The organism is Magnetovibrio blakemorei, from assembly GCF_001746755.1.
Taxonomy (GTDB): Bacteria; Pseudomonadota; Alphaproteobacteria; order Rhodospirillales; family Magnetovibrionaceae; genus Magnetovibrio; species Magnetovibrio blakemorei.
This window is the reverse complement of the sequence record NZ_MCGG01000036.1, coordinates 62,313-85,970: the sequence shown is the minus strand read 5'-3', so window position 1 is coordinate 85,970 and position 23,658 is coordinate 62,313. Positions and strand designations below refer to the sequence as shown.

25 protein-coding genes are annotated in these 23,658 nt (G+C 55.0%); 8 read left to right on the top strand and 17 right to left on the bottom strand.

Annotation, left to right across the window (positions count from 1 at the left end; genetic code table 11):
• Position 1: 1 nt before the first annotated feature.
• From nifE to nifH, 9 genes are all read right to left on the bottom strand, one after another.
• Positions 2-1,390: a nitrogenase iron-molybdenum cofactor biosynthesis protein NifE gene (gene nifE, locus BEN30_RS11310; protein WP_069958451.1), complete on the bottom strand. Its 1,389-nt coding sequence runs from the start codon at positions 1,388-1,390 to the stop codon at positions 2-4.
• A gap of 156 nt (positions 1,391-1,546) precedes the next feature.
• A complete protein-coding gene (locus BEN30_RS11305; RefSeq protein WP_069958450.1) occupies positions 1,547-2,500 on the bottom strand; it encodes a hypothetical protein in 954 nt (317 codons plus the stop codon).
• Positions 2,497-2,760 (bottom strand): hypothetical protein, encoded by a 264-nt coding sequence (locus tag BEN30_RS11300; RefSeq protein ID WP_069958449.1) that lies wholly within the window; start codon positions 2,758-2,760, stop codon positions 2,497-2,499. Before BEN30_RS11300 ends, BEN30_RS11305 begins: the two co-directional genes overlap by 4 nt.
• Positions 2,757-3,467, bottom strand: a complete 711-nt coding sequence (locus BEN30_RS11295; RefSeq protein WP_069958448.1) for a NifB/NifX family molybdenum-iron cluster-binding protein — start codon at positions 3,465-3,467, stop codon at positions 2,757-2,759. Before BEN30_RS11295 ends, BEN30_RS11300 begins: the two co-directional genes overlap by 4 nt.
• A 71-nt stretch (positions 3,468-3,538) precedes the next feature.
• On the bottom strand, positions 3,539-3,736 hold the full coding sequence (locus tag BEN30_RS11290; RefSeq protein WP_069958447.1) for a 4Fe-4S binding protein: 198 nt from the start codon (positions 3,734-3,736) through the stop codon (positions 3,539-3,541).
• Between the two features lie 55 nt (positions 3,737-3,791).
• Positions 3,792-4,004, bottom strand: coding sequence for a putative nitrogen fixation protein NifT (gene nifT / locus BEN30_RS11285; protein ID WP_069958446.1), 213 nt, complete (start codon positions 4,002-4,004; stop codon positions 3,792-3,794).
• Positions 4,005-4,064: 60 nt separating this feature from the next.
• Positions 4,065-5,636 carry a nitrogenase molybdenum-iron protein subunit beta gene (gene nifK, locus BEN30_RS11280; protein WP_069958445.1) on the bottom strand — a complete coding sequence of 524 codons (1,572 nt, stop codon included), beginning with the start codon at positions 5,634-5,636 and terminating at the stop codon, positions 4,065-4,067.
• A gap of 99 nt (positions 5,637-5,735) precedes the next feature.
• A complete protein-coding gene (nifD, locus tag BEN30_RS11275) occupies positions 5,736-7,211 on the bottom strand; it encodes a nitrogenase molybdenum-iron protein alpha chain (RefSeq protein ID WP_069958444.1) in 1,476 nt (491 codons plus the stop codon).
• A 76-nt stretch (positions 7,212-7,287) separates the two neighbouring features.
• Positions 7,288-8,190 carry a nitrogenase iron protein gene (gene nifH / locus BEN30_RS11270; RefSeq protein WP_211563382.1) on the bottom strand — a complete coding sequence of 301 codons (903 nt, stop codon included), beginning with the start codon at positions 8,188-8,190 and terminating at the stop codon, positions 7,288-7,290.
• 209 nt (positions 8,191-8,399) lie between these two features.
• Here nifH and BEN30_RS11265 point away from each other — a divergent pair, with 209 nt between their 5' ends.
• From BEN30_RS11265 to BEN30_RS11255, 3 genes are all read left to right on the top strand, one after another.
• Positions 8,400-9,248, top strand: a complete 849-nt coding sequence (locus BEN30_RS11265; RefSeq protein ID WP_069958442.1) for an NAD(+)--dinitrogen-reductase ADP-D-ribosyltransferase — start codon at positions 8,400-8,402, stop codon at positions 9,246-9,248.
• A 133-nt stretch (positions 9,249-9,381) separates the two neighbouring features.
• Positions 9,382-10,251: a hypothetical protein gene (locus BEN30_RS11260; RefSeq protein WP_069958441.1), complete on the top strand. Its 870-nt coding sequence runs from the start codon at positions 9,382-9,384 to the stop codon at positions 10,249-10,251.
• The gene (locus tag BEN30_RS11255; protein WP_211563375.1) at positions 10,248-10,697 is read left to right on the top strand and encodes a bacteriohemerythrin; all 450 of its coding nucleotides are present in this window, start codon (positions 10,248-10,250) and stop codon (positions 10,695-10,697) included. The genes BEN30_RS11260 and BEN30_RS11255 overlap by 4 nt, the downstream gene beginning before the upstream one ends.
• Here the strand turns inward: BEN30_RS11255 and draG are convergent.
• From draG to nifL, 8 genes are all read right to left on the bottom strand, one after another.
• Complete coding sequence (gene draG / locus BEN30_RS11250; protein ID WP_069958440.1) at positions 10,678-11,646, bottom strand: ADP-ribosyl-[dinitrogen reductase] hydrolase; 969 nt, start codon at positions 11,644-11,646, stop codon at positions 10,678-10,680. The two genes, BEN30_RS11255 and draG, sit on opposite strands and share 20 nt — an antisense overlap.
• The gene (locus BEN30_RS11245; protein WP_069958439.1) at positions 11,621-12,193 is read right to left on the bottom strand and encodes a nitrogen fixation protein NifQ; all 573 of its coding nucleotides are present in this window, start codon (positions 12,191-12,193) and stop codon (positions 11,621-11,623) included. The genes draG and BEN30_RS11245 overlap by 26 nt, the downstream gene beginning before the upstream one ends.
• A gap of 7 nt (positions 12,194-12,200) precedes the next feature.
• Complete coding sequence (locus BEN30_RS11240; protein WP_069958438.1) at positions 12,201-12,485, bottom strand: 2Fe-2S iron-sulfur cluster-binding protein; 285 nt, start codon at positions 12,483-12,485, stop codon at positions 12,201-12,203.
• A gap of 25 nt (positions 12,486-12,510) precedes the next feature.
• A complete protein-coding gene (locus BEN30_RS11235; protein WP_069958437.1) occupies positions 12,511-12,789 on the bottom strand; it encodes a 4Fe-4S dicluster domain-containing protein in 279 nt (92 codons plus the stop codon).
• 12 nt (positions 12,790-12,801) lie between these two features.
• The gene (nifB, locus tag BEN30_RS11230) at positions 12,802-14,304 is read right to left on the bottom strand and encodes a nitrogenase cofactor biosynthesis protein NifB (protein ID WP_069958495.1); all 1,503 of its coding nucleotides are present in this window, start codon (positions 14,302-14,304) and stop codon (positions 12,802-12,804) included.
• Positions 14,305-14,507: 203 nt separating this feature from the next.
• A complete protein-coding gene (locus tag BEN30_RS11225) occupies positions 14,508-15,722 on the bottom strand; it encodes a PAS domain-containing sensor histidine kinase (RefSeq protein WP_069958436.1) in 1,215 nt (404 codons plus the stop codon).
• Between the two features lie 41 nt (positions 15,723-15,763).
• The gene (gene nifA, locus BEN30_RS11220; RefSeq protein WP_069958435.1) at positions 15,764-17,362 is read right to left on the bottom strand and encodes a nif-specific transcriptional activator NifA; all 1,599 of its coding nucleotides are present in this window, start codon (positions 17,360-17,362) and stop codon (positions 15,764-15,766) included.
• On the bottom strand, positions 17,362-18,960 hold the full coding sequence (nifL, locus tag BEN30_RS11215) for a nitrogen fixation negative regulator NifL (RefSeq protein WP_170827033.1): 1,599 nt from the start codon (positions 18,958-18,960) through the stop codon (positions 17,362-17,364). The genes nifA and nifL overlap by 1 nt, the downstream gene beginning before the upstream one ends.
• 294 nt (positions 18,961-19,254) lie before the next feature.
• Between nifL and rsxA the strand changes: the two genes are divergently transcribed.
• Genes rsxA through rsxG form a run of 5 tightly spaced genes read left to right on the top strand, consistent with a single transcriptional unit; the run spans position 19,255 to position 23,655 of the window.
• Entirely contained in the window at positions 19,255-19,830 is a 576-nt protein-coding gene (gene rsxA, locus BEN30_RS11210) for an electron transport complex subunit RsxA (protein ID WP_069958433.1), read from the top strand.
• Positions 19,831-19,842: 12 nt separating this feature from the next.
• Positions 19,843-20,382 (top strand): electron transport complex subunit RsxB, encoded by a 540-nt coding sequence (gene rsxB / locus BEN30_RS11205; protein ID WP_069958432.1) that lies wholly within the window; start codon positions 19,843-19,845, stop codon positions 20,380-20,382.
• A gap of 14 nt (positions 20,383-20,396) precedes the next feature.
• On the top strand, positions 20,397-21,890 hold the full coding sequence (rsxC, locus tag BEN30_RS11200; protein WP_069958431.1) for an electron transport complex subunit RsxC: 1,494 nt from the start codon (positions 20,397-20,399) through the stop codon (positions 21,888-21,890).
• Positions 21,887-22,975 carry an RnfABCDGE type electron transport complex subunit D gene (locus BEN30_RS11195; RefSeq protein ID WP_069958430.1) on the top strand — a complete coding sequence of 363 codons (1,089 nt, stop codon included), beginning with the start codon at positions 21,887-21,889 and terminating at the stop codon, positions 22,973-22,975. Before rsxC ends, BEN30_RS11195 begins: the two co-directional genes overlap by 4 nt.
• Complete coding sequence (rsxG, locus tag BEN30_RS11190; RefSeq protein ID WP_084005420.1) at positions 22,972-23,655, top strand: electron transport complex subunit RsxG; 684 nt, start codon at positions 22,972-22,974, stop codon at positions 23,653-23,655. Before BEN30_RS11195 ends, rsxG begins: the two co-directional genes overlap by 4 nt.
• Positions 23,656-23,658 lie beyond the last annotated feature (3 nt).

The following is a 23,658-nucleotide window of genomic DNA, read 5'->3' as shown; positions in this document are numbered from 1 at the left end:
CTTAAACCTCCCCCTTTGTCGCCCAGGGTGCGGGGCTGCGCACCGCGTCCCACACCGGACTTTCCAACGACAGGGCCAGTTGGCGCGCCAGCTCGACCATGCCTGCGTATCCGGCATAGGCGAATTCGCGTTCTTGATTGATGTCCAAAAACGGCACGCGGGCTTTGAGGGCCGTGTACATGTTGCGCCCCCCGGCAATCAAGATGTCGGCCTTCAGGTTTGCCACCGTATCCAGCAGGGCGCGGGGATTGCCGTCTTCGATCATGACGGCGTCGGCCCCCATCAAGTCGCGAATGCGCGCTTTGTCTTCTTCGGTCGATTTTTTGGTGCCGGTAGCGACCACTTCAAGACCCAAATCCTGCAGTGCGGCAACCACGGACCAAGACTTCACGCCGCCAGTATAGAGCAACACGCGTTTGCCGCGGAGGCGATCTCGCCACGGCTCCAAGCGTTCGTTGAGACGTTTTTCTTCCCGCGCAATCAGCGCTTCGGTGCGCGCCGTCAAACTGGGGTCGTTGATGATTTCGGCAAATTTGCGCAGCGCGATGTTCATGTCCGAAGTGCCGTAAAAACTGCCTTCAAACCACGGCGTGTTGTATTTGTCTTGCAGCTTGCGCGCCACGTTGATCATGGCCTTGGAACAGACCATCATGTTGACTTCGGCGCGGTGAATGGTTTGCACGTCGCCAAAGCGGGTATCGCCCGACAAAGAACCCAGAATCCGCAGGCCCAATTCATCCAACAAAGGGGTCACATGCCACAGCTCACCCGCGATGTTGTATTCCCCAACCAAGGCAATGTCGTGGACTTGAACGCCTTCACGTTTCAGATGGTCTGAAACCGGATCCGGTTCGCGGGTGCCGATCACATACTTCACCATGGCTTCGCCGGCAATGCGGTTACCGAGGTTTTTGGTGCCGTAAAAACCGGCCGCATCAACAGGCACAACGGGCACACCCCAGCGTTCTTCCGCCTGTTTGCAGATCGCATCGACATCGTCGCCGATCAAGGCCGGAACGCAGGTGTTGTAGACAAACACCGCCGCCGGGCTGTAATCGGTGATGGCTTGTTTGATGGCATGGAACAGACGCTTTTCGCTGCGGCCCATGATCACGTCTTGTTCGGTCAAGTCGGTGGTCATGCCGACCCGCCAGAGCGTCGGCCCCGAAGACCGGGTGCCGCGATTGTCCCAACTGGACCCGGCACACGCAATGGGGCCATGAACGATGTGCGCGACGTCGGCGATGGGCAGCAGCGCAATTTGCGCGCCGTCAAACGAACACCCACCCGCCGCCGCACCCGGTGACGGACGCGCACAGCCGGACTTTTCTTTGTGATTGTGCCCGCACGCGGGTTCGTCGAGAAGTTCTGCGATGTCTTGTGGCTTCATGATGTTTATGCGGGTGGCCCCACGTCCTTCGCTGTTGTCACAGACTTGGTTGTCGCCTCAGGCCTCGCAACTCCTGTGCCAACATCTAAGCCCTTGATATTCTGACCTCTCGCGCCAAATGGCGTTGTCACAAACCCGACAATTTCGACATTTCACCTAAAATATATAGCTGTCCGCCATCCACTCTTTGAGCACGGCGATATCGCGCTCCGGCAAATAGTCATAAGGCCCGCTGACGTCTTCAAAGACCGCGTGAGCGACCCCTTTAAGGGCCTTTTCAACACCTGAAATCATACAAAAGTACCACGCCATCGGATAACCCGCCGTGCGGTCGAATTGGCTGATAAAGCGCGACAGTTCAACGCCGCGATCGGCAAAATTCGGCAACGGCGGCATACCGCTGCCAAAGGTGCTGAGTGGGGTCGCCTGCAAGCGCGTTTCACCAAACCGGTCTTTATAATCCGTCATGTGCAACACAAAATGACGGCAAAAATCTTTATCCTCGGTGCTGCACGCCGTCCAATTGTCAAAAAAGCGCAGGGTAAACAGGCTGTCTCCGTAGCTTCCCGACGTCATGCGGGCGTGAACGTCCGACATATCCCAGGCCTTGCGCAGGGTGTAAAACGCCGCATTCAACTGGGTCGGATCAACCCGGATGGGGTTTTCGGGATCGAGCAAATCTTCAATGGTGTCGGGGGCCTCTTCGGGATCGAACAATTCACGATCTGTGACTTCGCGCAGTTCATCAACTTCGACCTGCACAAAATCCCACGGGTGCGGCCCGGACTTTGCGGTCAGATAATGGGTGGTGCCACACATTCTGGTGGCCAACAGGCCGGCACGTTCATAACGCACGAACAAATCCATAAGATCGCCGTTGCTTTCGTCTTCAATCCACTGCTGCAAATGCTCCGCAATGCGGTTGCCATTGCTGTCCACCACACCACCAACCCGGTGCCAGCCTTTGCGCGACAAAACCAATCGCCACTCCAGGTCCGGAAACACATTTTCCAAGGCCTTCACCAACATGCCATGACCCGGTTTGGGATGGGCAGAGGCAACCGCACCATCCAGCAAGGACAGGCGATCCGATGGTAACTCAACGTTCATTCGCTCAGCTCCGCAATCAAAACACCCGTCGCGAAGTCTGGATCCGACGTGATCTTCATGCAGTGTTCGCTGCCATCGACGACATAAACGTTTGCCGTATCGCCTTCGCGCACGGGTTTTTCCAAACACAATTCATCTTCAAAACAATGCGTAAAGTGGATCGATGCCCACTGCTCACGCAGCTTGGGCACGACATCCGCGCTGCCGCCTTGCGCATTGACGAAGACCAGAATTTCATCAAGGACGCTGGGCGCAATCATGACGCATATTCCTCAGTCCTGTGTATCTTGGCGCGTTCTTCCGCCCCAAATCCCATGGCTTTCGCCAGCCATGGCGGCGGACTGTTGGCGATGACATCCTGCAACTGGGTCAGAACGTCGCGCGCTTTGCCGCCATTGGGTTGTTTGATCGGGTGGATGTCGGCGCGCACCACTTTGGCCGCAGCGGGGCCGCCAATGGACACGATGTAGAGAACCTGACAATCGCGAATCAAATCGGCGCGGTATTTATTTTTGTCTTCGGCCTCAACATCATCAGCCGTTGACCGCACGGCGATCAGGCGGATTTCACCGGCCGACATCTGATACACCAAAAAGCGCGAACACGATCCGAAGTGACCATCAAAATCTTCACCACCATTGGACGCCATCGCCACCCGGATCGATCCGGGCATGTCGCCGTCTTCATATGGGTCAAGGCTCGGCATTTCAAAGTCGTCCGGACCGGATTTTCCTTTGAGAATGGACAGCACGTTTTTCAGCGTCTCTTTGGTTTCGCCAAACAACTTGCCGCCATCGGCGGTGCGCAGCTTATCCATGCTGAGTCCGGTCATTTTCTTTTCCGTCAACGGAAGGGCTACCGCATCGCCAACGATGCCAAGCATTTCGGCAGGGGAAACGTTGTTTAAGGCTTTGGCCGCCAATCCAATGCGCAGGGCCATGTTGCGGGTGAGCTCATGTTCGCTCATGTCCTGACCTCCTGATCGAGAATTTCAAAGTGCGATGCGGCCACCCCAAGACTTGGGGTGGCCGCAAAACATTAATCGAGGAATACGATGCAATCGTCTTCCATACACACTTCAATGCACTGAGGCATTTCGTGTTCACCATCGCATTCGGTGCAGGTGTCGGTCTTCACGGTGTAAAGGCCTTTGTGCGGAACGATGGACTTGGTCGGGCATACCGGTTCGCAATCGCCACACGCGGTGCAAATACTGGCTTCAATTTGAACGGCCATGGAGAAATCTCCTTAAAAAGCATGAAACCCAGGACAAGACGCATAACCACAAGGGTTACCCGCGCTTAAACCTGAGCGTTGTTGGAAATGCCGGGGGCGGGCTGATGGGGTCTATGTACCACTTGGAACCGTCACCAATTTCAACTTCTCCACCCCATGTTTCCGGGGTGTCGGTTTCAACGGAAACGACAATGTCTTCCAAGTCTTTTTTGGCGACATAGAACAGCAGTTCGCCTTTTTCATTTTTACGGATCATGACGCTGGGCATCGGATACTCCTCTGTCTGTAGGTAAGGAAGGGCGACGGACGATGCCCGCCGCCCCAAGCCTTAGCGAACCAGATCGTAGTTGTAATCCGTGGTGCCCATGCCCCGCGTTTCTTCGTCGAGACGTTCCAGAACCGCGTTCACCAAGGTGGTGAGGATGTACATGGCGCCTTCATAGCCCATGGTCGTCATGCGGTGCAGGTGGTGACGATCGAAGATCGGGAAGCCGATGCGGATCAAGGGAACTTCGAACTCTTTACCCTTGTGCAAGGTGTCACGCTGGATGAACTTGCCGTAGCTGTTGCCGATCATGAAGTCCGGTTTGTTGGTGAACATCAAGGACCGGAAATGCCACAGATCTTTGCCCACATGGACTTCGCAGTTTGCGCCATATGGGCTCGCTGCCAAGATCGCTTCCATGGCTTTTTTCCAACGCTTGTTCGCGTGGTTGCACAGGATGTGGGTGGGCTCTGCGCCCAGTTCCAGCAAGAACGCCGTCATACCCATGACATAGTCCGCGTCGCCATAAAGACCGAACTTCTTGCCGTGCAGCCAGGTGTGGCTGTCGGTCATCATGTCGACCAAGCGACCGCGTTCTTTTTCAAGGCTGGCGGGAATGGCCTTACCGGTCAATTCGGCAACCTTCATCAAGAAACCATCGGTGCCTTTGAGGCCCATGGGGATGTCGATATCCGTACCCGGTTGGTTCCAGACATCTCTGACGTACTTTTTGGTTTTGACCAACTGCCACGGCTGCAACAACAGCGTATCGATGGCGTTCGGCGCGTCTTTCACTTCGTCTTGGGTCGTGCCGCCGTCATACATGCGGTATTGACCGTCAGCCGGCGTATCCAGCACTTCGCTGGGATCGCACAACAAGGTGGCGTCGACGCCCATCTCAGCCATCATGCGCTTCATCACACGATAGTTGCCAAGATACGTTTCAAAGCCGGGAACCAAGTTGATTTTACCATTGGAACCAACTTTTTTGTCGTCCATGTGGTTCAGCGTGAAGTAACGCATGATCCCTTCGAACATGTTGTCCCAGCCGGTGGTGTGCGAACCGACGAAGCTCGGCGTGTGCGCAAACGGTGTTGGGAATTCATCGGGAACGTGACCGGCTTTTTTGGCGTTGCCAATAAAGGCGTTCAAGTCGTCGCCGATAACTTCGGCCATGCACGTGGTCGAAACGGCAATCATTTCAGGCTTGTAAAGTGCTTTGGCATTTTCCAGGCCGTCATACATGTTCTTCTGACCGCCGAACACAGCTGCATCTTCGGTCATGGAATCTGATACGCAGGCAATGGGTTCTTTAAAGTGGCGGTTGAAGTAGGTGCGGAAGTAGGCAACGCAGCCTTGCGAGCCGTGCACATACGGCAGGGTCTTTGCAAAACCCAGTGAACACAACACCGAACCCAAAGGCTGACAGGCCTTGGCAGGGTTAATGGTGAGCGCTTCGCGGGCGAAGTTCAGTTCCTGATATTCTTGGGTCGTGGACCATTCGAACATCTCGTCAACTTTGGCTTCGCCGTGACGTTCTTCAAACATATCTTGCTTGTTTTGCAGGCTATCTTTGTAGTCCTGGTCACGAAACAAGGGGTAACTCGGTTTGATGTCTTCAACTACTTGCGACATTTTCTTTCCTCCTCCCGTGTCACTAATCTGTGAACAAACGGGTTAAAGGTGAACGATGACTGATCCTTCAAGTGTCTTCCCTGGGGATCAGCCGGGGGGTTATTCAGCAGCGATGGCCTCTGCCTTGCTGTCCTTGTGCCAAGGTGGCGTCAGGTTGTCCCAGCAGGGGTTGTTCAAGGTCATATCCATGTCACGGGCGAAGATGGCGAAGCCGTCATAGCCGTGATACGGGCCGGAGTAATCCCACGAGTGCATTTGGCGGAACGGAATACCCATCTTTTGGAAGATGTACTTTTCCTTGACGCCCGAACCGATCAAATCTGGCTTCACTTTTTTGACGAATTCTTCAAATTCGTAGCCGGTGACGTCATCATAAATCAGCGTTGCGTCGCCAACTTCTTTGATGGTGCGGTCATAATCGTCGTTGTGGCCAAATTCGTAGCCGGTACCGACAACTTCCATACCTAAGTCTTCGTAGGCGCCGATCACGTGGCGCGGACGCAGGCCGCCGATATAGAGCATGACTTTTTTGCCTTCCAAACGGGGACGATATTTATCGATCACAGCTTGGTATTCAGCTTTGTATTTGGCGATCACACGTTCAGCGCCTTCTTTGATCGAATCATCGAAGAACTCGGCGATCTTGCGCAGGCTCTCTTCAATTTTGGTTGGACCAAAGAAGTTATATTCCATCCACGGAATACCGTACTTTTCTTCCATGTGACGGGAGATGTAGTTCATGGAGCGATAGCAGTGCAGCAAGTTCAGCTTCACTTTCGGTGTCAGTTCCATTTCAGAAATGGAGCCATCACCGGACCACTGTGCCACAACGCGCAAGCCCATTTCTTCGAGCAAAATGCGCGAAGCCCAGGCATCACCACCGATGTTGTAATCGCCCAAAATGGCGACGTCATAATCGGTGGTCACGAAGGTGTCGTCGTTGTCACGTTTGTCCAAAGCCCAATCACGGACCGCATCGTTGGCGATGTGGTGGCCGAGAGACTGGGAAACGCCGCGAAAACCTTCGCAACGCACCGGAACGATGGTTTTGCCGGTTTCTTTGTTCTGCGCCTTGGCGACCGCTTCGATGTCATCACCGATCAGACCGATGGGGCATTCAGATTGGATGGTCGTGCCTTTGTTCAAGGGGAACAAGGTTTCGACTTCTTGCAACAGTTTGGCGAGCTTTTTATCGCCGCCGAACACGATGTCTTTTTCCTGGAAATCCGAGGTAAAGTTCATGGTGCCGTAGGTGTTGATACCGGTGGTGCCGACGTAGTAGTTACGACGACCGGCGCGGGAGTATTGACCGCAACCAACGGGACCGTGAGAAACGTGGATCATGTCCTTAATCGGACCCCACACAACACCCTTGGAACCAGCATACGCACAACCGCGAATGGTCATCGCACCCGGAACCGACTTACGGTTGGATTTGATGCATTTCTTGGATTGCTCAATCGTATGATCGTTGACCGTCAGATGTGCTTCACGGATTTTTTTTGCTTTTTCGGGGTAAACCTCAAGAACCTCTTCGATCAGGCTCTGGGTTTCCTCACGTGTCATATTCGACATGACGTTCTCCTCTCAGAGAGTTGGAAAGTGCCAGGGGTGGTGGGCCGACCCAACGAGACCGGCCCACCAAAAGTCCTTAAGCCGATGCGGCTGCGGCTGCGGCTTCGAGATCCGCTGCTTTCTGACCGACGATGCTTTCGTCTTCTTCGTCCATGATGCCAAATTCCATCAACAAGTCTTCCAACTCATCCATGGTGATCGGGGTTGGGATCACAAACATTTCGTTATTGATGATCTTCGTCGCCAGCGAGCGATATTCAGCGGCTTGCTTGGAGGTTGGATCGTATTCAATAACCGTCATGCGACGAATTTCTGCGCGCTGCACGAGGTTGTCACGCGGAACGAAGTGGATCATCTGCGTGCCCAGCTTGTCAGCCAGTGCCATGATCAGCTCATCTTCACGATCGGTTTCACGTGAGTTACAGATCAAGCCCGCGAGACGCACGCTACCGGAGTTTGCGTACTTCACGATGCCTTTGGCGATGTTGTTGGCAGCATACATCGCCATCATTTCGCCGGAACACACGATGTAGATTTCTTGGGCTTTGTTTTCACGGATCGGCATAGCGAACCCGCCACACACCACGTCGCCCAGAACGTCATAGAACACGAAGTCCAGGTCATCCGTGTAAGCGCCTTCTTCTTCCAAGAAGTTGATGGCGGTGATCACACCGCGACCAGCGCAACCAACGCCGGGCTCAGGTCCTCCGGATTCGACGCAAGCAATGTCGCCGTAACCAATCTTGAGCACGTCTTCGAGCTCCAAGTCTTCAACCGAACCTGCATCGGCAGCCATCTGCATGATGGTGTTTTGTGCTTTAGCGTGAAGGATCAGACGAGTCGAATCCGCTTTGGGATCGCAACCCACGATCATCACTTTTTTGCCAAGTTCTGCGATAGCAGCAACAAGATTCTGCGTGGTGGTGGATTTACCAATCCCCCCCTTACCGTAGATGGCGGCTTGACGAAGTGCCATGATGGTGTCTCCTTAAAGTTTCTCTGTCTGTGGCGCAGTGATACGCCGGTAATTTCGTCTGTCGGGCCTACATCAGCAAAAGGTGTGCCAATGCTGAATTTTCATAGTAACCAACTGATATATATGAAAATTATTATCTGAACCTGTTGGAGCTATATCTGACAAACAAGTCCAAGACTCGACAAAACCTTAATGATTGTATGGTTACTGACATGCCTCAAAGACCCTCCCCGACACCGCCTTCAGTTCAACCCGACACGACCCTTCCGGCCCAGGCCAGACTGCCCATCAATCGGTGCAATCTGCCTGCGGTGATCCTTGGCAGCCTGACGTTTCAAAGTCATCCTCAACACCTGGAAATCGATGGCGTGAGATCGTTTTACGCGGATCTTTTTCAAGCCCTGCACGTTTTGGACACGCCGCAACAGCGCGCCCAAAAATTCCAAGACTATATGACGGTGAAGTTTCGCTTGAGTGCGCCCGAAGATGCTGGCGCTGCACAAGGCCGGGGCCGCACTAAGGCGGATTACCGACAAATGCTGCGCGGTTGGTTTTTTGATGCAGACGGTCGGGAAGCCGCCGTTCTCAAAAGCTGGGTTGAATCACGCTTCGGTCTGCTCACCCGTTATCACAAAGGTGCCATTCATGACCGAGCGGAGCCGCACTTTGCCTTGTTCCTGCAAGACCGCGCCAGCGGACTGCACAACACCAATGCGCTGGAAACACAAATGGATGTGCTCCATGCCTTCTGCCAGTTTGAACTGGCCCAACGTTTTGCAGGCTTACCCCACCTCACCCTCTATAGGGGCGTCAATCGTCTTGATGCGTTTGAAGTGCTCTCCAAATCTGATCGCCATCATCAAGTGATGCTGTTCAACAACATCAATTCATTCACCGCCAACAGAGACACGGCGGGTGAATTCGGCGACCATATTCTGACGGTGCAGGTGCCTGTGAGCAAAATTGTGTTCTTTTCCGGATTGCTCGACGGCCTCCTAAAAGGCGAGGACGAATATATTGTGTTGGGCGGTGTCTATGCCGTCGAAACCTCCACTTACTAGACGCTCTCTGACAAATTGTCGCAAAGCCCTCATGTCCCGTAGGGCTTTGGCGTTGAGTTCGCACGCTTTCTAAACTGGTGCACTTTTTGCATAACACCTCTTAAATTTATAGATACCGACGAGAGGTCCCGACATGAGCCACGACACAAGCGTAGACGCAACCCTTCAAACGATCCTTGGTGAAATTGCGAACGGGGCGGCTGTGCCGTACTTAGGCCACGGCGTTTTGGCGTCCTGTCGCAATGTCGAAAGCGACGCGCCCATGCCCGCCGACAGCGACAGCATGATTTTGGCCATGAACAACGGCCGCCCAATGGCACCAAAGTTGATGTATGAATTTCCCCGCGCCGCCATGAACCTGGAACTGAAAAAAGGCCGCAGCTTCATCACCCGGTTTTTGACCGAACTGTACGGTGGACAAAGCTGGACCCGCGCTCCACTGCACGATTGGATTGCTCAGCACAAGCCCGGCTACGTCATCGACATCAATAGAGATACCCAGCTGCAAGACAGCTATGCCCACACGCCGCACATCCTCATTCGCGGCACGGCGCGCATCGGCGGCACCAATTTCCGCTATGAACTGCATGCGTATGACGGTGAAAAGTATACCGAGATTGCTCAAGAAGATGCGGACTTGAGCCTCCCGGTTTTGTTCAAACCCACCGGCAGCCCCGTGCCCAATCCCACCTACATTGCGTCGGATGCGGATTATGTGGATTACATCACCGAACTGATGGGCGGCTTTGGCATTCCCGCCTTTTTGAAAGAAAAGCGCAAAGGTTTGAAGTACGTCCTGCTGGGCATGCGCCTCAACCGCGATACCGAACGCATGGTCTTGTCGGACATCGTATACGCTGCCGCAAAACCCACGGGCTGGGCGTTGATCCCCGATGCCAACGACAAAGAAAAGCGCTTTTGCGACAAGCTTGGTTTGCAATGGGTGGACGCCGGTATCGATGATTTTCTGGCGGCATCCCCAATTTTAGAGGCTGCATCGTGAACGACCTGATTCTTTCTTCAGATTTGGAATCCAAACAGGAGGCCCTGCCCTTGTTGACCTGGTCGCAAGATCGGCTGGGATTGGGGGTGCCGGTCATGGATGGCTATCACCAAGAATTCCTGAGCATTTTGTCGGCGCTTCCGTCCATGCCCGACAGTGTGTTCCCGACCTTGTTCGCCGAACTGGTGCGCCATACCCGGGAACATTTTACCAATGAAGAAACGCTGATGCGCGAAACCGAATACGGGATGTTGCGCGAACACTTGGAAGAACACCGCCGGGTTCTCGGCGATTTGGAGGTCATGTTGGAACGTGCGCAACGTGGCCGCATGATGATGCCACGCGAATATGTGAAAAATGGCATGCCGGAATGGTTTGCCCTGCACCTGGCCACCATGGACAGTGCCTTGGCGGCTCATCTCAAAATCAAATTGGATTTTGGCTAACCTTCAGCTCCCGACCGCTGACCAGAGGGGAGAGTTGCAACAAAAGACGGGCCTGCGCGTCACACGCGTCTGCAACGTTTCTGTCCAACTTTGCCAACCAACGCGAGGGGATCGCATCAACGCCGTAGAGCGCACCCACCAGAAACCCCAAAATGGCGCCGGTCGTGTCGGCATCGCCGCCCCGGTTGACCACATCCAAAAGGGCGGCCTCAAAACTGTCTGTGCGGGCGAACGCCTGAAACACCGCACGCAAGGTATCGGGCAGAAATCCACTGGGATTTTCCTCGCGCTTTTTGGTGATGTCATAGGCTTTGTCGTATCGTCCTAAGCGATGAGCCAGGGCGACCATATCCTGATACGCGTTTGTGGGCGTGATCAAGGCCCGCTGAAGCATCTGCACCACCGTCATCATTCCAACATCTGCCAAGGGACAATTGTGCGTGATGTGCGCCTGCACCAACGCGGCGGCCTCAAGCGTTTTTGGGTCCGCGCCCAGCCCCGCTATGGCCAACGGCAAAACCCGCATCACCGCACCATTGCCACCGTCATAGTCATCGACGGGCCCCTGCACAGTGCCCGACGTGCGAAACCGCACGATACCACGACGCACCGTGCTGCCCACATCAATCGGTTTGCTTTTCAGCCAATCGTCAAAGGCCTTGGCAATGCTCACACCTTCTACGCCATCGGCGCGCAAGATGGCATCTCCAAGGGCAAGGCTCATTTGCGTATCATCGGTGACTTGTCCAGGGCGCAGGTTCAACCAACCGCCGCCGATCATGTCGCGATGTTCGCCGTATTGATGTTGAATTTCGCGTGGCGTCATAAATTCGACCGTCGCGCCCAAGGCATCGCCTACGGCCAAACCCAAATATGCACCGACAGCCCGAGACGTCAGGCCATCTTGTTCAAAGGCCTGAGGGTCAGCCTTCATCGCCAAAGCAGACATGGTAATCCGTACACACTTCACAAGAAGGCGCACGGCAAACGTAAATCCCCTCGGCGATACACAATTGTTTGTACAGAAATTTCTTCCATTTCATATTGCGGTCGTTGCGCAGTGCCAGTGTTGGGAAATTGCGCTCCATGAGCTGGGTAAGCTCGGCGCGACTAAACAGCCCTAAGTCTTCCCACAAATGATCGGACCCCAAACACCCGGTGCACACGATGTCGGCCATAAACCGCTCAGAGATATCGCGCCCGGCCCGGTGGCTCAGCAACAAGTGGCGCAATTCATCCCATTCCAAAGACCGGGTTTTCGGCAAACGCAATTTCGAACGCACCCCGGCGGGAAGTTTCACACGGGGGAAATGGCGACGCATCAATTTACGAAAATCACCCGCCGGCAATCCCATCCACCCCCCCAGGGCGCTTTTGCCCAGTCGGGCGTTGATCGCCATGGCGGCAAAGGCCGCATCGTTGCCGTGACCGCGAGATCGCGAAAGCATCTTGCTGCGCGGACGTTCTTTCAACTGAGTCATGCGGTTGAGCATCATAAAATCTCTACCTTGGTTTAACGGTCACATTACCCAATATTTGCGCCTGACACGCCAAGCGATCTTTGCGCCCAGCCAAGTTTTCGCGCAGAACACGGTCTTCCAAAACGGACGGTTCGGACAAGTTTTCCTGACCCGCAACGATTTCCATCATGCAATTTCCGCAATCGCATTCACGACAGCCATAGGTGATGCCAGACCCTGCTTTTTCTGAAACCTCGATCACACGCGTGCCCACCGGAACGATAACGGTTTGATTGATGTCGGCGAAGGTGATTTCTGCTTTGGCCATGGTTATGCTCTCACATGCTTAAGACTTAACGCGCCTGAATTTCCGCCATGGCCTGAGCCATTTTGAAAGGCGGTATGCCAGTTAGCGAGCCCAGAGGGTTGATCGCTTCCCCAGCCGCATTCAAAATAGCCCCTTCGATGGGACAGATTTCCGCGCACTGCGGGTCGGCATAATCACCGTCGCATTCGGTGCATTTGGTTCCGTCAATCAGGAAATGCTGCCCGCTTAGGGAAATGGCTTGGGACGGACACAAGGGTTCGCACGCGTAACAGTTCACGCAGCTTTCGATGATGCTTAACGCCATAACGTTTCTCCCTCAACTGGCCGCTTGAACGTGTAAGTCTTTGGCCGACCACCCTTGGTCCACCAAATCGCCATACATGCCCTTCACCGCATCTTCGATCAGGTCCATGGCATAGGCCCCGTTCGGCGTGATCCCGGCGGCTTCCAATTGCGACCAGGGCTCGATGCCGACCTTGGCCGACACGACCGCAGAACAATCTGAAAGCGAGTCCAAAATGGCATCCAACACGGTGCCCTTTTCGGCCCCATCGGGACACACGTCCGGACCGACACAATAGGCATTTTCCACCTTGCGCGGGCCAATGAAGCGGATGCCTTCGGGGCTGGCTTCGTAGACCAAAAACTCTTTGGCATGGCCAAAATGTTCATTGATGACGCCGCCGCCTTTGGTGGTCACCGCGATGCGTGCGGGGGGCGTGCCAAGGGGAGCCAGCAAAGTTTCATGCCCATCGGCCAGTTCTTTTTCGGCGCGCAAGGCATCCCTGTGCGCTTCGATGCCCGCATGCACATTGGCGCGCTTGTTCATGGCCGCTTCGTAATCAATATCCATGGCTTCAATTTTGTCCAAGGTGAATTCTTGGCCACGGTCTTCGCCCAGCAACCCTACTGCATCGGCACGACACTGGCGGCAGTGACGCATCATGTTCATGTCGCCCGCGCATGCATCTTGCAGGTCCGACAATTCTTGTTTGGATGGACCGCGCTGGCCCATCACACCGTAGAACGTGCCGTGTTCGGCTTCGGCGATCAGGGGCATGACGTTGTGTAAAAAGGCGCCCTTGGCTTTCACAATACGGGACACTTCTTTTAAGTGTTCATCGTTCACGCCGGGGATCAGGACTGAGTTCACTTTGACCAAGATGCCCCGTTCGAGGAGCATTTCGAGGCCCTTCTGCTGGCGTTCGATGAGAATTTTGGCACCCTTCGCACCCTTGATGCGGCGATTGTTCCAAAACACCCACGGATAAATTTTGGCGCCGACTTCCGGGTCCACGCAATTGATGGTGATGGTCACATGGTCCACCTTCAACGCTTCAATCTCATCAACATGATCGGGCAACGCCAGACCGTTGGTGGACAGGCACAACTTGATGTCCGGGGCTTTGGCGTAAATTTCTCTGAACGTGGCAAAGGTACGTTCAGGGTTGGCCAAGGGATCGCCGGGACCGGCCACACCCAATACCGTCATTTGGGGAATTTCGCTGGCCACCGCCAAAACCTTTTTCGCCGCCTGATCGGGGCTCAACAGTTCCGACACCACGCCGGGACGGCTTTCGTTGGCGCAGTCGTATTTGCGGTTACAATAATGACATTGAATGTTGCAGGCCGGAGCAACGGCAACGTGCATACGAGCGTAGAAATGGTGCGCTTCTTCCGAATAGCAGGGGTGATTGTGAACCTTTTCCCGCACTGCGTCGGGCAAATGCCCCATGCCGTCTTCGCTGCTGCCACAGGTTCCAGAGCTACACCCGCCTTGGGGAGCCGCGTTATCTTGACCAAGGACTTTCAGTTCCATAATGCACCCTTTTTCTTCACCGGGGGGTCTGTATGTCAAACGTCTCAAAATCGTAAAAAATCTCTGCCGGAACCTTCGCAAGGTCTGTGCCAATTCATAATGCATTGATAATATTTGAAATACCCAGACGAATGCGGTGTTGGTTCTGACAATGCAGACTCGTTAATGTCGCATGTGCGACAATTTTTTAGGCGTGAGGGGATTTACACAGGAAACGTCACCGTGACCGTTGTGCCACGGCCCACATGGCTGTCCAAATTGAGGGAACCGCCATGCAATTCCACCAACTTTTTGGATATGGGCAGCCCCAGGCCGGTGCCTTCTACGACGTGATCCAGGCCGTGTTCGGCTTGACCATATTCACTGAGCACACGGGGAATGTCCTCGGCGTCGATGCCGACGCCTGTGTCTTTAACCGACACCGCCAGCACCCCCGGCGCACAGTCTTCGATGGACACCGTGACGGACCCCTGTTCTGGGGTGAACTTAATGGCATTGGACAACAAATTGAGAAAGACCTGTTTGATGCGTCGAGCGTCGCCGCGCATTGTGGCCTCGATCTCTTCATTGATCTTTGAGACCAGGTGCACCTGACCTTCTTGGGCGCGGTGACCAATGAGCACCAAACACTCCATCATGACGGCGCGGACATCGACATCGCCCATATCCAAATCAACGGAACCGGAATTGATTTTCGATAAATCCAAGATATCATTGATCAGGCCCAGCAAATGATCTCCCGAGCCTTTGATGATATCGACATACTCAACATATTGAGGCGGCGTGATGGGGCCATGAATTTTTGTCCGCATGGCATCCGCAAACCCAATAATGGCGTTAAGAGGCGTGCGAAGTTCATGGGACATGGAAGCCAAAAACAAGCTTTTGGCCTCGGTCGCTTTCTCCGCTTTTTTCAAAGCCTTTTTAAGGGACAATTCCGCCAAACGTCGACGCTCGATTTCAAGCAACAATTCGCTGGTGCGTTTTTGCACCCGGCTTTCCAATTCGTTTGTGAAGTCAACAACGTCCCGTTCAAGGTTTTTTCGGACCGTAATATTTTTCACAAAACCTTCGAAGTAAGCTTCACGCGCACCCGTTGCCGACACGACCCGCGCCGTTTCGGAAATCCAGATGATGCTGCCATCGCGTCGGTACACCTGGCTTTCAAAATTTTCGATCGAACCTGTATCCATCAAGGCATTGATAAAGATGTCTCGCTTGCCGTCTTCGACATACAATTGATGAGAAATATCTGTGAGCGTACCCAGCATATCATCGGCGCCGTCATACCCGTACATATGGGCCAAGGCCGGATTGATCAACAGGTAGCGCCCTTCCAGCGTGCTTTGAAAAATACCGATATTGGCATTTTCAAAGATGTCGCGGAACGCACCGCAGTTGTCATCTTTATCGGGCATTTTCTGCTTTGTTCTCGATGTGGCTTCAAGATAATTCATGATCAGATTTGTCGCACTTTGATGTTGAGCGTCTGAATGCGATAAGCGATTTGCCGGGGCGTCATGTTCAGCAATCGTGCGGCTTTGGCCTGAACCCATCCGGCCTCTTCCAAAGCGGCAATCACGCGTTCACGCTCATCCAAATTCGGGTCGTTTAAATCCACCGCCGAAGGGGCGGGGGCCATCGCTCCAGGTGATCCACTGGCGACCACAGGCGGTGCCAACATCTTATTCGACAATCCTGAAAGCGCGATCACATCGCGATCAATGATTCCCTTTTCGCCCATGATCGACGCGCGTTCGAGCATGTTTTCCAGCTCGCGCACGTTGCCCGGCCAATTGTGCCTGACCAAGATCCGCACCGCGCTGTCGGTAATGTCTAAGGGCCGTCCCTGATGTTTGGCAATTTTGTTGACCAAGAAGCGAGCCAGATCCGGAATGTCTTCAACGCGGTCGCGCAACGGTGGCATATTGATAGGCATCACGTTCAAGCGATAGTACAAGTCTTCGCGAAACGCACCGCTTTCCACTTCTTCTTCCAGGTCGCGATTGGTGGCGGCGATGACGCGCACATCAACCTTCAAGGTTTTGTTTCCGCCGACACGTTCAAACTCGCCTTCTTGCAAAACACGCAACAGCTTGGCCTGAAAGGCGGCAGAAATCTCGCCGATTTCATCCAAGAACAGGGTGCCGCCATGGGCCATTTCAAAGCGCCCTTTGCGCTGGGTGTTGGCACCGGTAAAAGCTCCTTTTTCGTGCCCAAACAGTTCCGATTCCAAAAGATTGTCCGGCAGCGCCGCGCAGTTGAGCTTGACCATCGGGCCATGGACGCGCGGGCTGTTGTAATGAATGGCGTTGGCCACCAGTTCCTTGCCCGTACCGGATTCACCGCGTAGCAAAACCGTTGTGTTCCATGCCGAAACCAAGCGCACTTGTTCAAACACCCGGCACATGGATTGCGACCGGCCCACGATATTGTCAAAACCGTGTTCGTGTTTGATCACCCGGCGCAAGGTGTCGCGCTCTTCTTTCAGCTCGCGCTTTTCATTTTCCAACTGCACCCAAAGGCGCACGGTCTGCGCAATCAGGTTGGCGATCATTTCCATAAAGCGCGCGCGACCGTTTAAATCTTCCAGCCCTAAGCTGGGCTGGGCCGCCAAAACGCCCAAGGGCTCGTCACCCGAAAATATCGGCACACCAATAAACGGCAGGGATGGATCATGCGCTCCGGCGCGGCCTAAGAATTTCGGTTCTTGGGCAATGTTGGGGACCACGACGGCGACACATGTTTCCATGATTTCGCCAACCACGCCTTCGCCGGGGCGATAGCTGATGGTGCCATCAGATACCACGCCCTTTTTGCTGGAAACCCGCAAATTCAAATTGCCGGTGTCTTCATCCAACAAGCTGATCATACCGTTTTGAAAACCGCCGACATCATGCAGCAATGTCAGAACCTGTTCCAAGGTATCGCGCAAGTTCAGGGAATGGCTGAGGATCTGGCTGACCTTATACAGCGTATCAATATCGACCTTGACGAGACCACATGAACAGACATGGTCATCTTCATCATTCGGGGCGTTTTGCGCTCTCTCGTTCATCAGGAGGTCCTTTTTTGCCCATGGCCCAAGCTGCCTGCGGCGAAGACGATTTCAACCCGACCGCCACCCGTCAAGGCATTGCCAATTTGAATGGAACCACCTTGATCGGTGATGATTTGGCGCGCCAACACCAAGCCCATGCCAGGGCGTGAGCGGGTTTTTTTCCACGCCGTAAAGAACGGCTCAAAGGCCTTATAAAGGATGTCATCATCAAAACCCTGACCGCTGTCGCGAATTTCCATCATTACGTCGCCGCCATCCGTGGCGCGGGTGCTGATGATCATTTCCCGCACGTCACCACCGTCTTTGATGGCCATAATCGCATTATCGACCAAATATTTTACAAGCGACCTGAGCGCATTGGCGCGACCCGGGACGTTGGGCAGAACGGATGCGGGATGCCACTCGACAACCACCCCTTCGCGCAGCAAACCATCGATGGAAACATCCATCACTTCGCGGATCAATTCGTTGACGTTGACGGGCACAATGGGTTCATCTGCCGTGCGCGGCATTGAGGCTTTAAGCCGTTCCAGCGCCGCTTCCCCGGCACTGATCACCTGATGGATGGGTTCAGACAAGCCGTGCGCCGCTTGGCCTTGGCGTTCCAACATGGACGCCGCAGCCCCCATCACGTTAAGCGGACCTTGCAACTGGAATATGGCACCGGAAATAACTTCGCGCATGCCTTGGGCCATTTGCTGTTCGGCCATCAAAGCCCGCACGGCGTTGGTGCGCGCTTGCTCATAGCGGCGGCGTTGATGGGTGATGTCATTGGCGACCAACAGCACCCCACACAATCCGTTGCTGTCAAAATATCCGGCGGCAGTCATGTCTTGTTCTTCGACTTTGGTGGCGGAACAGGCGAACCAGCGCCGATCTCCGGCCTCGGTCTGAATGCTCACTTCGACAGCGGCAAAGTCAAAACCCTTTTCGCACATGGATTTCAAGTCTTGACCAAAACTGTCTTTGAGGGCGGTGACAAACTGACCAGCAACTTCCATCCCGCCAAAATCGCGCTTCAAGTCGACGTAGGCCGGATTGCAAAAAACGATCTTTCCGGCCGTGTTGACCAGCACAATCACCACGGGGGCGGCCTCAATCACCGACGTGATCAAAGCGTCTTGATTTTTCACTTTGCGTTCGAGTTGGTGCAGACCGGTGACGTCTCGGTGCATGCCCATGTAATGCATGACGGAACCGTCATCGTCTAAAACCGGAACCACCGTCAAATCGGCCAAGTAGGAGCTGCCGTCTTTGCGACGATTGACCAAACGCCCTTCCCAGACCTGGCCTGAGGTGATGCTTTTCCATAGCTCTTGGTACACCGTAACGGGCGTCGATTTATCCGAAAGCAGAGATTCGTTTTTGCCGATCAATTCGTTTTGGCTGTAACCCGTCAAAGCTTCAAAAGCGGGATTAACATAGAGAATGTTCGCATGCTCGTCGGTGATAGAGGTTGCCACGGGCACATGCTCAACCGCCTTGCGAAAGACGCCCGGAACGATTTGGGGAGCCATTTGGGCGCTGCCTTGCGCGTTGCCACGACTCTCCAAACCGTCCTTGAACGGTTGTTCTTTGTGTTTGATATCGTCCATTTGCTTTGTCATTTGTCGGGTATGTCGCAAAGCGCGTGCCAAACGCCGGAAGTGAAGGTTTGCGCGCTTCTAAGCTATTGGACTGTGTAGGTTTTGCGACAACGTGCCCTTGAATACCCCTGGGTCTGTACAGAATGCGACAGAATTTAATCAGTCTAAAAAAGAGGCATGTGCGAAAAAACCGCCCAGTTTTGCGGCCTGTTAACGAGGCAATCCCAATACCCATAGAGTTGGTACGGTTGATGCATTTCACCGACCTAAAGACCATTCAATAACCCCAGTGGACCTACCCGCATGCAAGACTTATTGCTGCTTCTGATCGGAACCGCCCTCGTCAACAACGTGGTGTTGGTGAAATTTTTAGGGCTTTGCCCTTTTATGGGCGTGTCCAACAAGGTTGACACCGCGCTGGGCATGGGACTGGCCACGACGTTTGTGCTGACCTTGGCTTCGGTGGCCGGTTGGGGGCTGGAAACCTTTGTGTTGATCCCCCTAGACCTTGGTTTTTTGCGCATTCTCAGCTTCATCTTGGTCATCGCCGCCGTCGTGCAATTGACGGAAATGCTGATCAAAAAGACATCGCCGGGGCTATATCAGGTGCTCGGCATCTTTTTGCCGTTGATCACCACCAACTGCGCCGTGTTGGGCGTCGCCTTGTTGAACATTCAAGAACAGCATTCATTCCTCGAAAGCCTGTTGTACGGATTTGGCTCCGCCCTTGGCTTCACGTTGGTGATGGTGTTGTTCGCCGGGTTGCGCGAGCGCTTGGCTTTGGCCGATGTGCCGGGACCGTTTGTCGGAGCCCCCATCGCCTTCATCACCGCAGGCCTTTTGTCGCTGGCCTTCATGGGCTTTGCCGGATTGGGATGAGGTGAAACAGATATGATCAGCGCCATTTCCAGTTTAGCTCTGTTGGGCCTCGGTCTCGGCATTATGCTGGGCTATGCCGCCAAATATTTAAAAGTCGAAGCCGGGGCTTTGGTTCAAGAAATCGAAGCCATGTTGCCGGGCTCGCAATGTGGACAGTGCGGCTATCCGGGCTGCGGCCCAGCCGCCGAAGCCGTTGCCAATGCCAAAGCCGCCGTCACCTTATGCCCCCCCGGCGGACGTGCCTTGGCCCAGTCCTTAGCCGCCAAGTTGGGCGTCAGCGCCGATCTCAGCGATATGGAAGACCAAGTTCCCCAAGTCGCGTTTGTGAATGAACAGTTGTGCATCGGCTGCACCAAATGTTTCAAGCGCTGCCCCACCGACGCCTTGATTGGCGCCAACAGACAAATTCACGTGGTCATCAAAGACGCGTGTACCGGGTGTGGCAAATGTGTCGACATCTGCCCCACCGAAAGCATTCAAATGCGCGATGTTCCGTTGACGTTGGAAAATTGGTACTGGCCCAAACCCGATGCCTTGCAATTGGCATCATAAGGAGCCTGGACGACATGAAACTGTTTCGCATCCGTGGCGGCGTCCACCCCGAAGGGCGCAAGCGTCTAAGTGAAGACCAGCCCATCGAAGATTTGCCCTTGCCTGAACTGTTGCATGTTCCCCTGCAACAGCACATCGGTGCGCCAGCGGTGGCCATTGTGTCCAAGGGCGATCAAGTCAAAAAAGGCCAAGTGATCGCGACCGCGCAAGGCAACATCTCCGCCCCTGTTCATGCCCCCAGTTCCGGAACCGTGGTGGGTTTGGGCCGTTACGCCGCCCCTCATCCGTCCGGATTGCCGGGGCGCACCATCACCATCCGCACCGATGGCTTGGAAGAATGGACCGAGCTGTCCGAACCCATGGATGCGTTTATGGCTGATCCCAAAGACATCGCCAAGCGGGTGTCCGAATGCGGCGTTGTCGGCATGGGCGGCGCAACTTTCCCGTCTTCGGTGAAGTTGAACCTCGGCCAACGCTACGACCTGCACACCTTGATCATCAACGGCGCAGAGTGCGAACCCTACTTGACGTGCGATGACCGTTTGATGCGCGAATACGCCGACGACATCACCATGGGTGTACGCATCATGGCCCGCGCATTGAACGTCAAACGCGTCCTCATCGCCATCGAAGGCAACAAGCCCAGCGCCATCCGCGCCATGGGCCAAGCCGCAAATGCCTACGACGACGTCACCATAGTCGAAGTCCCTGCCCGCTATCCGATGGGGTCGGAAAAGCATTTAACCCAGACCTTGTTGGGTCTGGAAACGCCCGCGCGAGGCCTCACTGCAGACATCGGCGCGGTGGTGCACAACATCGCCACCGCCTTTGCCGTGTTTGAAGCCGTGACCAAAGGCATCCCCTTGATTTCGCGTATTGTCACCGTCAGTGGCGAAGCCATCACCAGACCGTCCAACCTGCGCGTGCTCACCGGCACCCCGGTTGCCAAATTGATCGAGCACGTTGGTGCGTATTCGAGCGAACCGGAACGGTTGTTGTTGGGCGGCCCGATGATGGGCCAGCCGTTGGCGGATTTAAAAGTGCCCTTGGTCAAAGGCACCAACGGCGTGCTGGCGCTGACGGGTTTGCAAGCGGCAACTCAGGTGACGACCACATCGTGCATCCGCTGCGCCAGTTGCGTGGATGCCTGCCCATGCGGTTTGGTGCCCTTGGAAATGGCCGCCGCCATCCGCAAAGAAGAAATGGAATTGGCAACCAAAAGCGGACTGATGGATTGCGTCGGCTGTGGCTCGTGCGCCTATGTGTGCCCGTCGAACATTCCTTTGGTGCAATATTTCAACTACGCCAAGGGCCGCATCACCGCTGTGCAGCGAACCGAACACAAACAAAAAGAAACCAAGCGCTTGGCCGATCAGCGCACCGAACGCATGGAGCGCCAAGCCGCCGCCAAACGCGAAGCGATGGAAAAACGCAAAGCGGAACAAGCGAAAAAGAAAGCCGCGCAACAAGCGGCCCGAAATCAAGAACAAGAAAAGGTCTCCGCATGAGCACACCTCCCCCCCTCATCGGCGGCCCGTTTCTCAAACAGAGCCCCAGCGTCAGCCACATTATGTTGGTGGTCATGCTGGCGTTGACGCCGGCAACGTTGTACGGCCTGTTTCAGTTCGGTTTGCCGGCCCTGTATTTGTTCCTCGTCACCATCGCCGCCTCTCTCTTGGCCGAGGCCATCTGGCTGAAATTGGCCGGACGCCCGGCGCTGCCCGCGCTCAGCGATGGTTCGGCTGTCCTAACGGGTTGGTTGCTGGCGCTGACCTTGCCGCCGTGGGCGCCGTGGTGGATCGGTGTCATCGGCGCGTTCATCGCCATCATCATCGGCAAGCAAGTTTTTGGCGGTTTGGGCCAGAACCTGTTCAACCCGGCCATGGTGGCACGGGTGGTGTTGCTGATTTCGTTCCCCTTCCAAATGACCTATTTCATTCATCCCGTGCCACTGTTTCAACAAGGTGCACCGGGACCGCTGGAAAGCTTAGCCGTAACCTTTGGCTACGGCTCTGGTCCCACCATCGACACGCTCAGCAGCGCCTCGGTGCTGGGCCATGTGAAGACCGAAATTGGTCGCGGCACCGTTTGGGCAGACGCCTTTTCCTCCACCTTCGACATGCACGGTCTGGTGTTTGGCGCGGTTCCAGGCAGCTTGGGCGAAACCTCTGCCCCGCTGTTGCTGTTGGGCGGTTTGTTGCTGTTGGCGGCACGCCTCATCACCTGGCATATTCCCTTGGTCATGATGGGTACGATTGCGGCCCTGGCGGCGGTGTTTAACGCCATCGATCCGCTGGTTTACCCCGACGCCTTAACCCATCTGCTGTCGGGCGCGACCGTCTTGGGGGCGTTTTTCATCGCCACAGATCTGGTCACCAGCCCCGTATCCGCCACCGGTAAAATCGTCTTCGGTGCAGGCTGCGGAGCATTGATCTATATCATCCGCACCTGGGGCGGATATCCCGAAGGTATGGCGTTTGCAGTGTTGTTGATGAACGCCGCCACGCCCCTGATTGACCGCTACACCAAACCGCGCGTGTATGGCCGCACCCGGCGGGGCACACCTTTGGTGCATGAGGAGGCTTCCAAATGAGCGACATCCGCGACGCCACAGCCTCTTCTGCCGACAGCCCCGCGAAGTTTGATAAGACCCCTTGGGTGTTGGCGCTGACGCTCACCATCTTCGCCACCGTCGCGGCGGGGCTTTTGACCATCGGCGACATCCAAACCCGCCCGGCCATCGCCCAGCGTCTGGCGGAAGACTTAAACGCCATTTTGTCCCAAGTGGTGCCGCCAGAGCTGCACGACAATGCGCTCAGCAAAGACGTTCTGATTCTTAAATCGGCAACCGGCAAACCCGTCACCGTCTACCGCGCCCGCAAAGGCGATGAGATCATCGGCTTCGCCTATTCTGTGACCGGACAAGGCGGCTACGCCGGCCCCGTTGAACTGGTCATGGGCGTCAACGCGCAGGGTCAAGTGTTGGGGGTGCGGGTGTTGTCCCATGCCGAAACGCCGGGCTTGGGCGACAAGATCGAGCTGCAAAAAAGTGATTGGATTCTCAGCTTCACCGGCCTGTCGTTTGCCAACTTGCCCCGCGGCAAATGGGCGGTGAAAAAAGACGGCGGCACCTTCGATCAATTCAGCGGCGCCACCATCACACCCCGCGCCGTCGTCAAAGCCGTCAAGGACGGTCTGGATTTTTTCGCCGCCAACCAGATCACTCTTTTTGCAAAAACGCTCCAGAGCACCTCGTCAGGAACAGGAGAATGATTG

Bases quoted from the DNA above. Each gene is read 5' to 3' on its own strand.
- nifE (WP_069958451.1), bottom strand. From the start codon at position 1,390: ATGAAGCCACAAGACATCGCAGAACTTCTCGACGAACCCGCGTGCGGG.
- BEN30_RS11305 (WP_069958450.1), bottom strand. From the start codon at position 2,500: ATGAACGTTGAGTTACCATCGGATCGCCTGTCCTTGCTGGATGGTGCG.
- BEN30_RS11300 (WP_069958449.1), bottom strand. From the start codon at position 2,760: ATGATTGCGCCCAGCGTCCTTGATGAAATTCTGGTCTTCGTCAATGCG.
- BEN30_RS11295 (WP_069958448.1), bottom strand. From the start codon at position 3,467: ATGAGCGAACATGAGCTCACCCGCAACATGGCCCTGCGCATTGGATTG.
- BEN30_RS11290 (WP_069958447.1), bottom strand. From the start codon at position 3,736: ATGGCCGTTCAAATTGAAGCCAGTATTTGCACCGCGTGTGGCGATTGC.
- nifT (WP_069958446.1), bottom strand. From the start codon at position 4,004: ATGCCCAGCGTCATGATCCGTAAAAATGAAAAAGGCGAACTGCTGTTC.
- nifK (WP_069958445.1), bottom strand. From the start codon at position 5,636: ATGTCGCAAGTAGTTGAAGACATCAAACCGAGTTACCCCTTGTTTCGT.
- nifD (WP_069958444.1), bottom strand. From the start codon at position 7,211: ATGTCGAATATGACACGTGAGGAAACCCAGAGCCTGATCGAAGAGGTT.
- BEN30_RS11265 (WP_069958442.1), top strand. From the start codon at position 8,400: ATGCCTCAAAGACCCTCCCCGACACCGCCTTCAGTTCAACCCGACACG.
- BEN30_RS11260 (WP_069958441.1), top strand. From the start codon at position 9,382: ATGAGCCACGACACAAGCGTAGACGCAACCCTTCAAACGATCCTTGGT.
- draG (WP_069958440.1), bottom strand. From the start codon at position 11,646: ATGTCTGCTTTGGCGATGAAGGCTGACCCTCAGGCCTTTGAACAAGAT.
- BEN30_RS11245 (WP_069958439.1), bottom strand. From the start codon at position 12,193: ATGATGCTCAACCGCATGACTCAGTTGAAAGAACGTCCGCGCAGCAAG.
- BEN30_RS11240 (WP_069958438.1), bottom strand. From the start codon at position 12,485: ATGGCCAAAGCAGAAATCACCTTCGCCGACATCAATCAAACCGTTATC.
- BEN30_RS11235 (WP_069958437.1), bottom strand. From the start codon at position 12,789: ATGGCGTTAAGCATCATCGAAAGCTGCGTGAACTGTTACGCGTGCGAA.
- nifB (WP_069958495.1), bottom strand. From the start codon at position 14,304: ATGGAACTGAAAGTCCTTGGTCAAGATAACGCGGCTCCCCAAGGCGGG.
- BEN30_RS11225 (WP_069958436.1), bottom strand. From the start codon at position 15,722: ATGCCCGATAAAGATGACAACTGCGGTGCGTTCCGCGACATCTTTGAA.
- nifA (WP_069958435.1), bottom strand. From the start codon at position 17,362: ATGAACGAGAGAGCGCAAAACGCCCCGAATGATGAAGATGACCATGTC.
- nifL (WP_170827033.1), bottom strand. From the start codon at position 18,960: ATGGACGATATCAAACACAAAGAACAACCGTTCAAGGACGGTTTGGAG.
- rsxA (WP_069958433.1), top strand. From the start codon at position 19,255: ATGCAAGACTTATTGCTGCTTCTGATCGGAACCGCCCTCGTCAACAAC.
- rsxB (WP_069958432.1), top strand. From the start codon at position 19,843: ATGATCAGCGCCATTTCCAGTTTAGCTCTGTTGGGCCTCGGTCTCGGC.
- rsxC (WP_069958431.1), top strand. From the start codon at position 20,397: ATGAAACTGTTTCGCATCCGTGGCGGCGTCCACCCCGAAGGGCGCAAG.
- BEN30_RS11195 (WP_069958430.1), top strand. From the start codon at position 21,887: ATGAGCACACCTCCCCCCCTCATCGGCGGCCCGTTTCTCAAACAGAGC.
- rsxG (WP_084005420.1), top strand. From the start codon at position 22,972: ATGAGCGACATCCGCGACGCCACAGCCTCTTCTGCCGACAGCCCCGCG.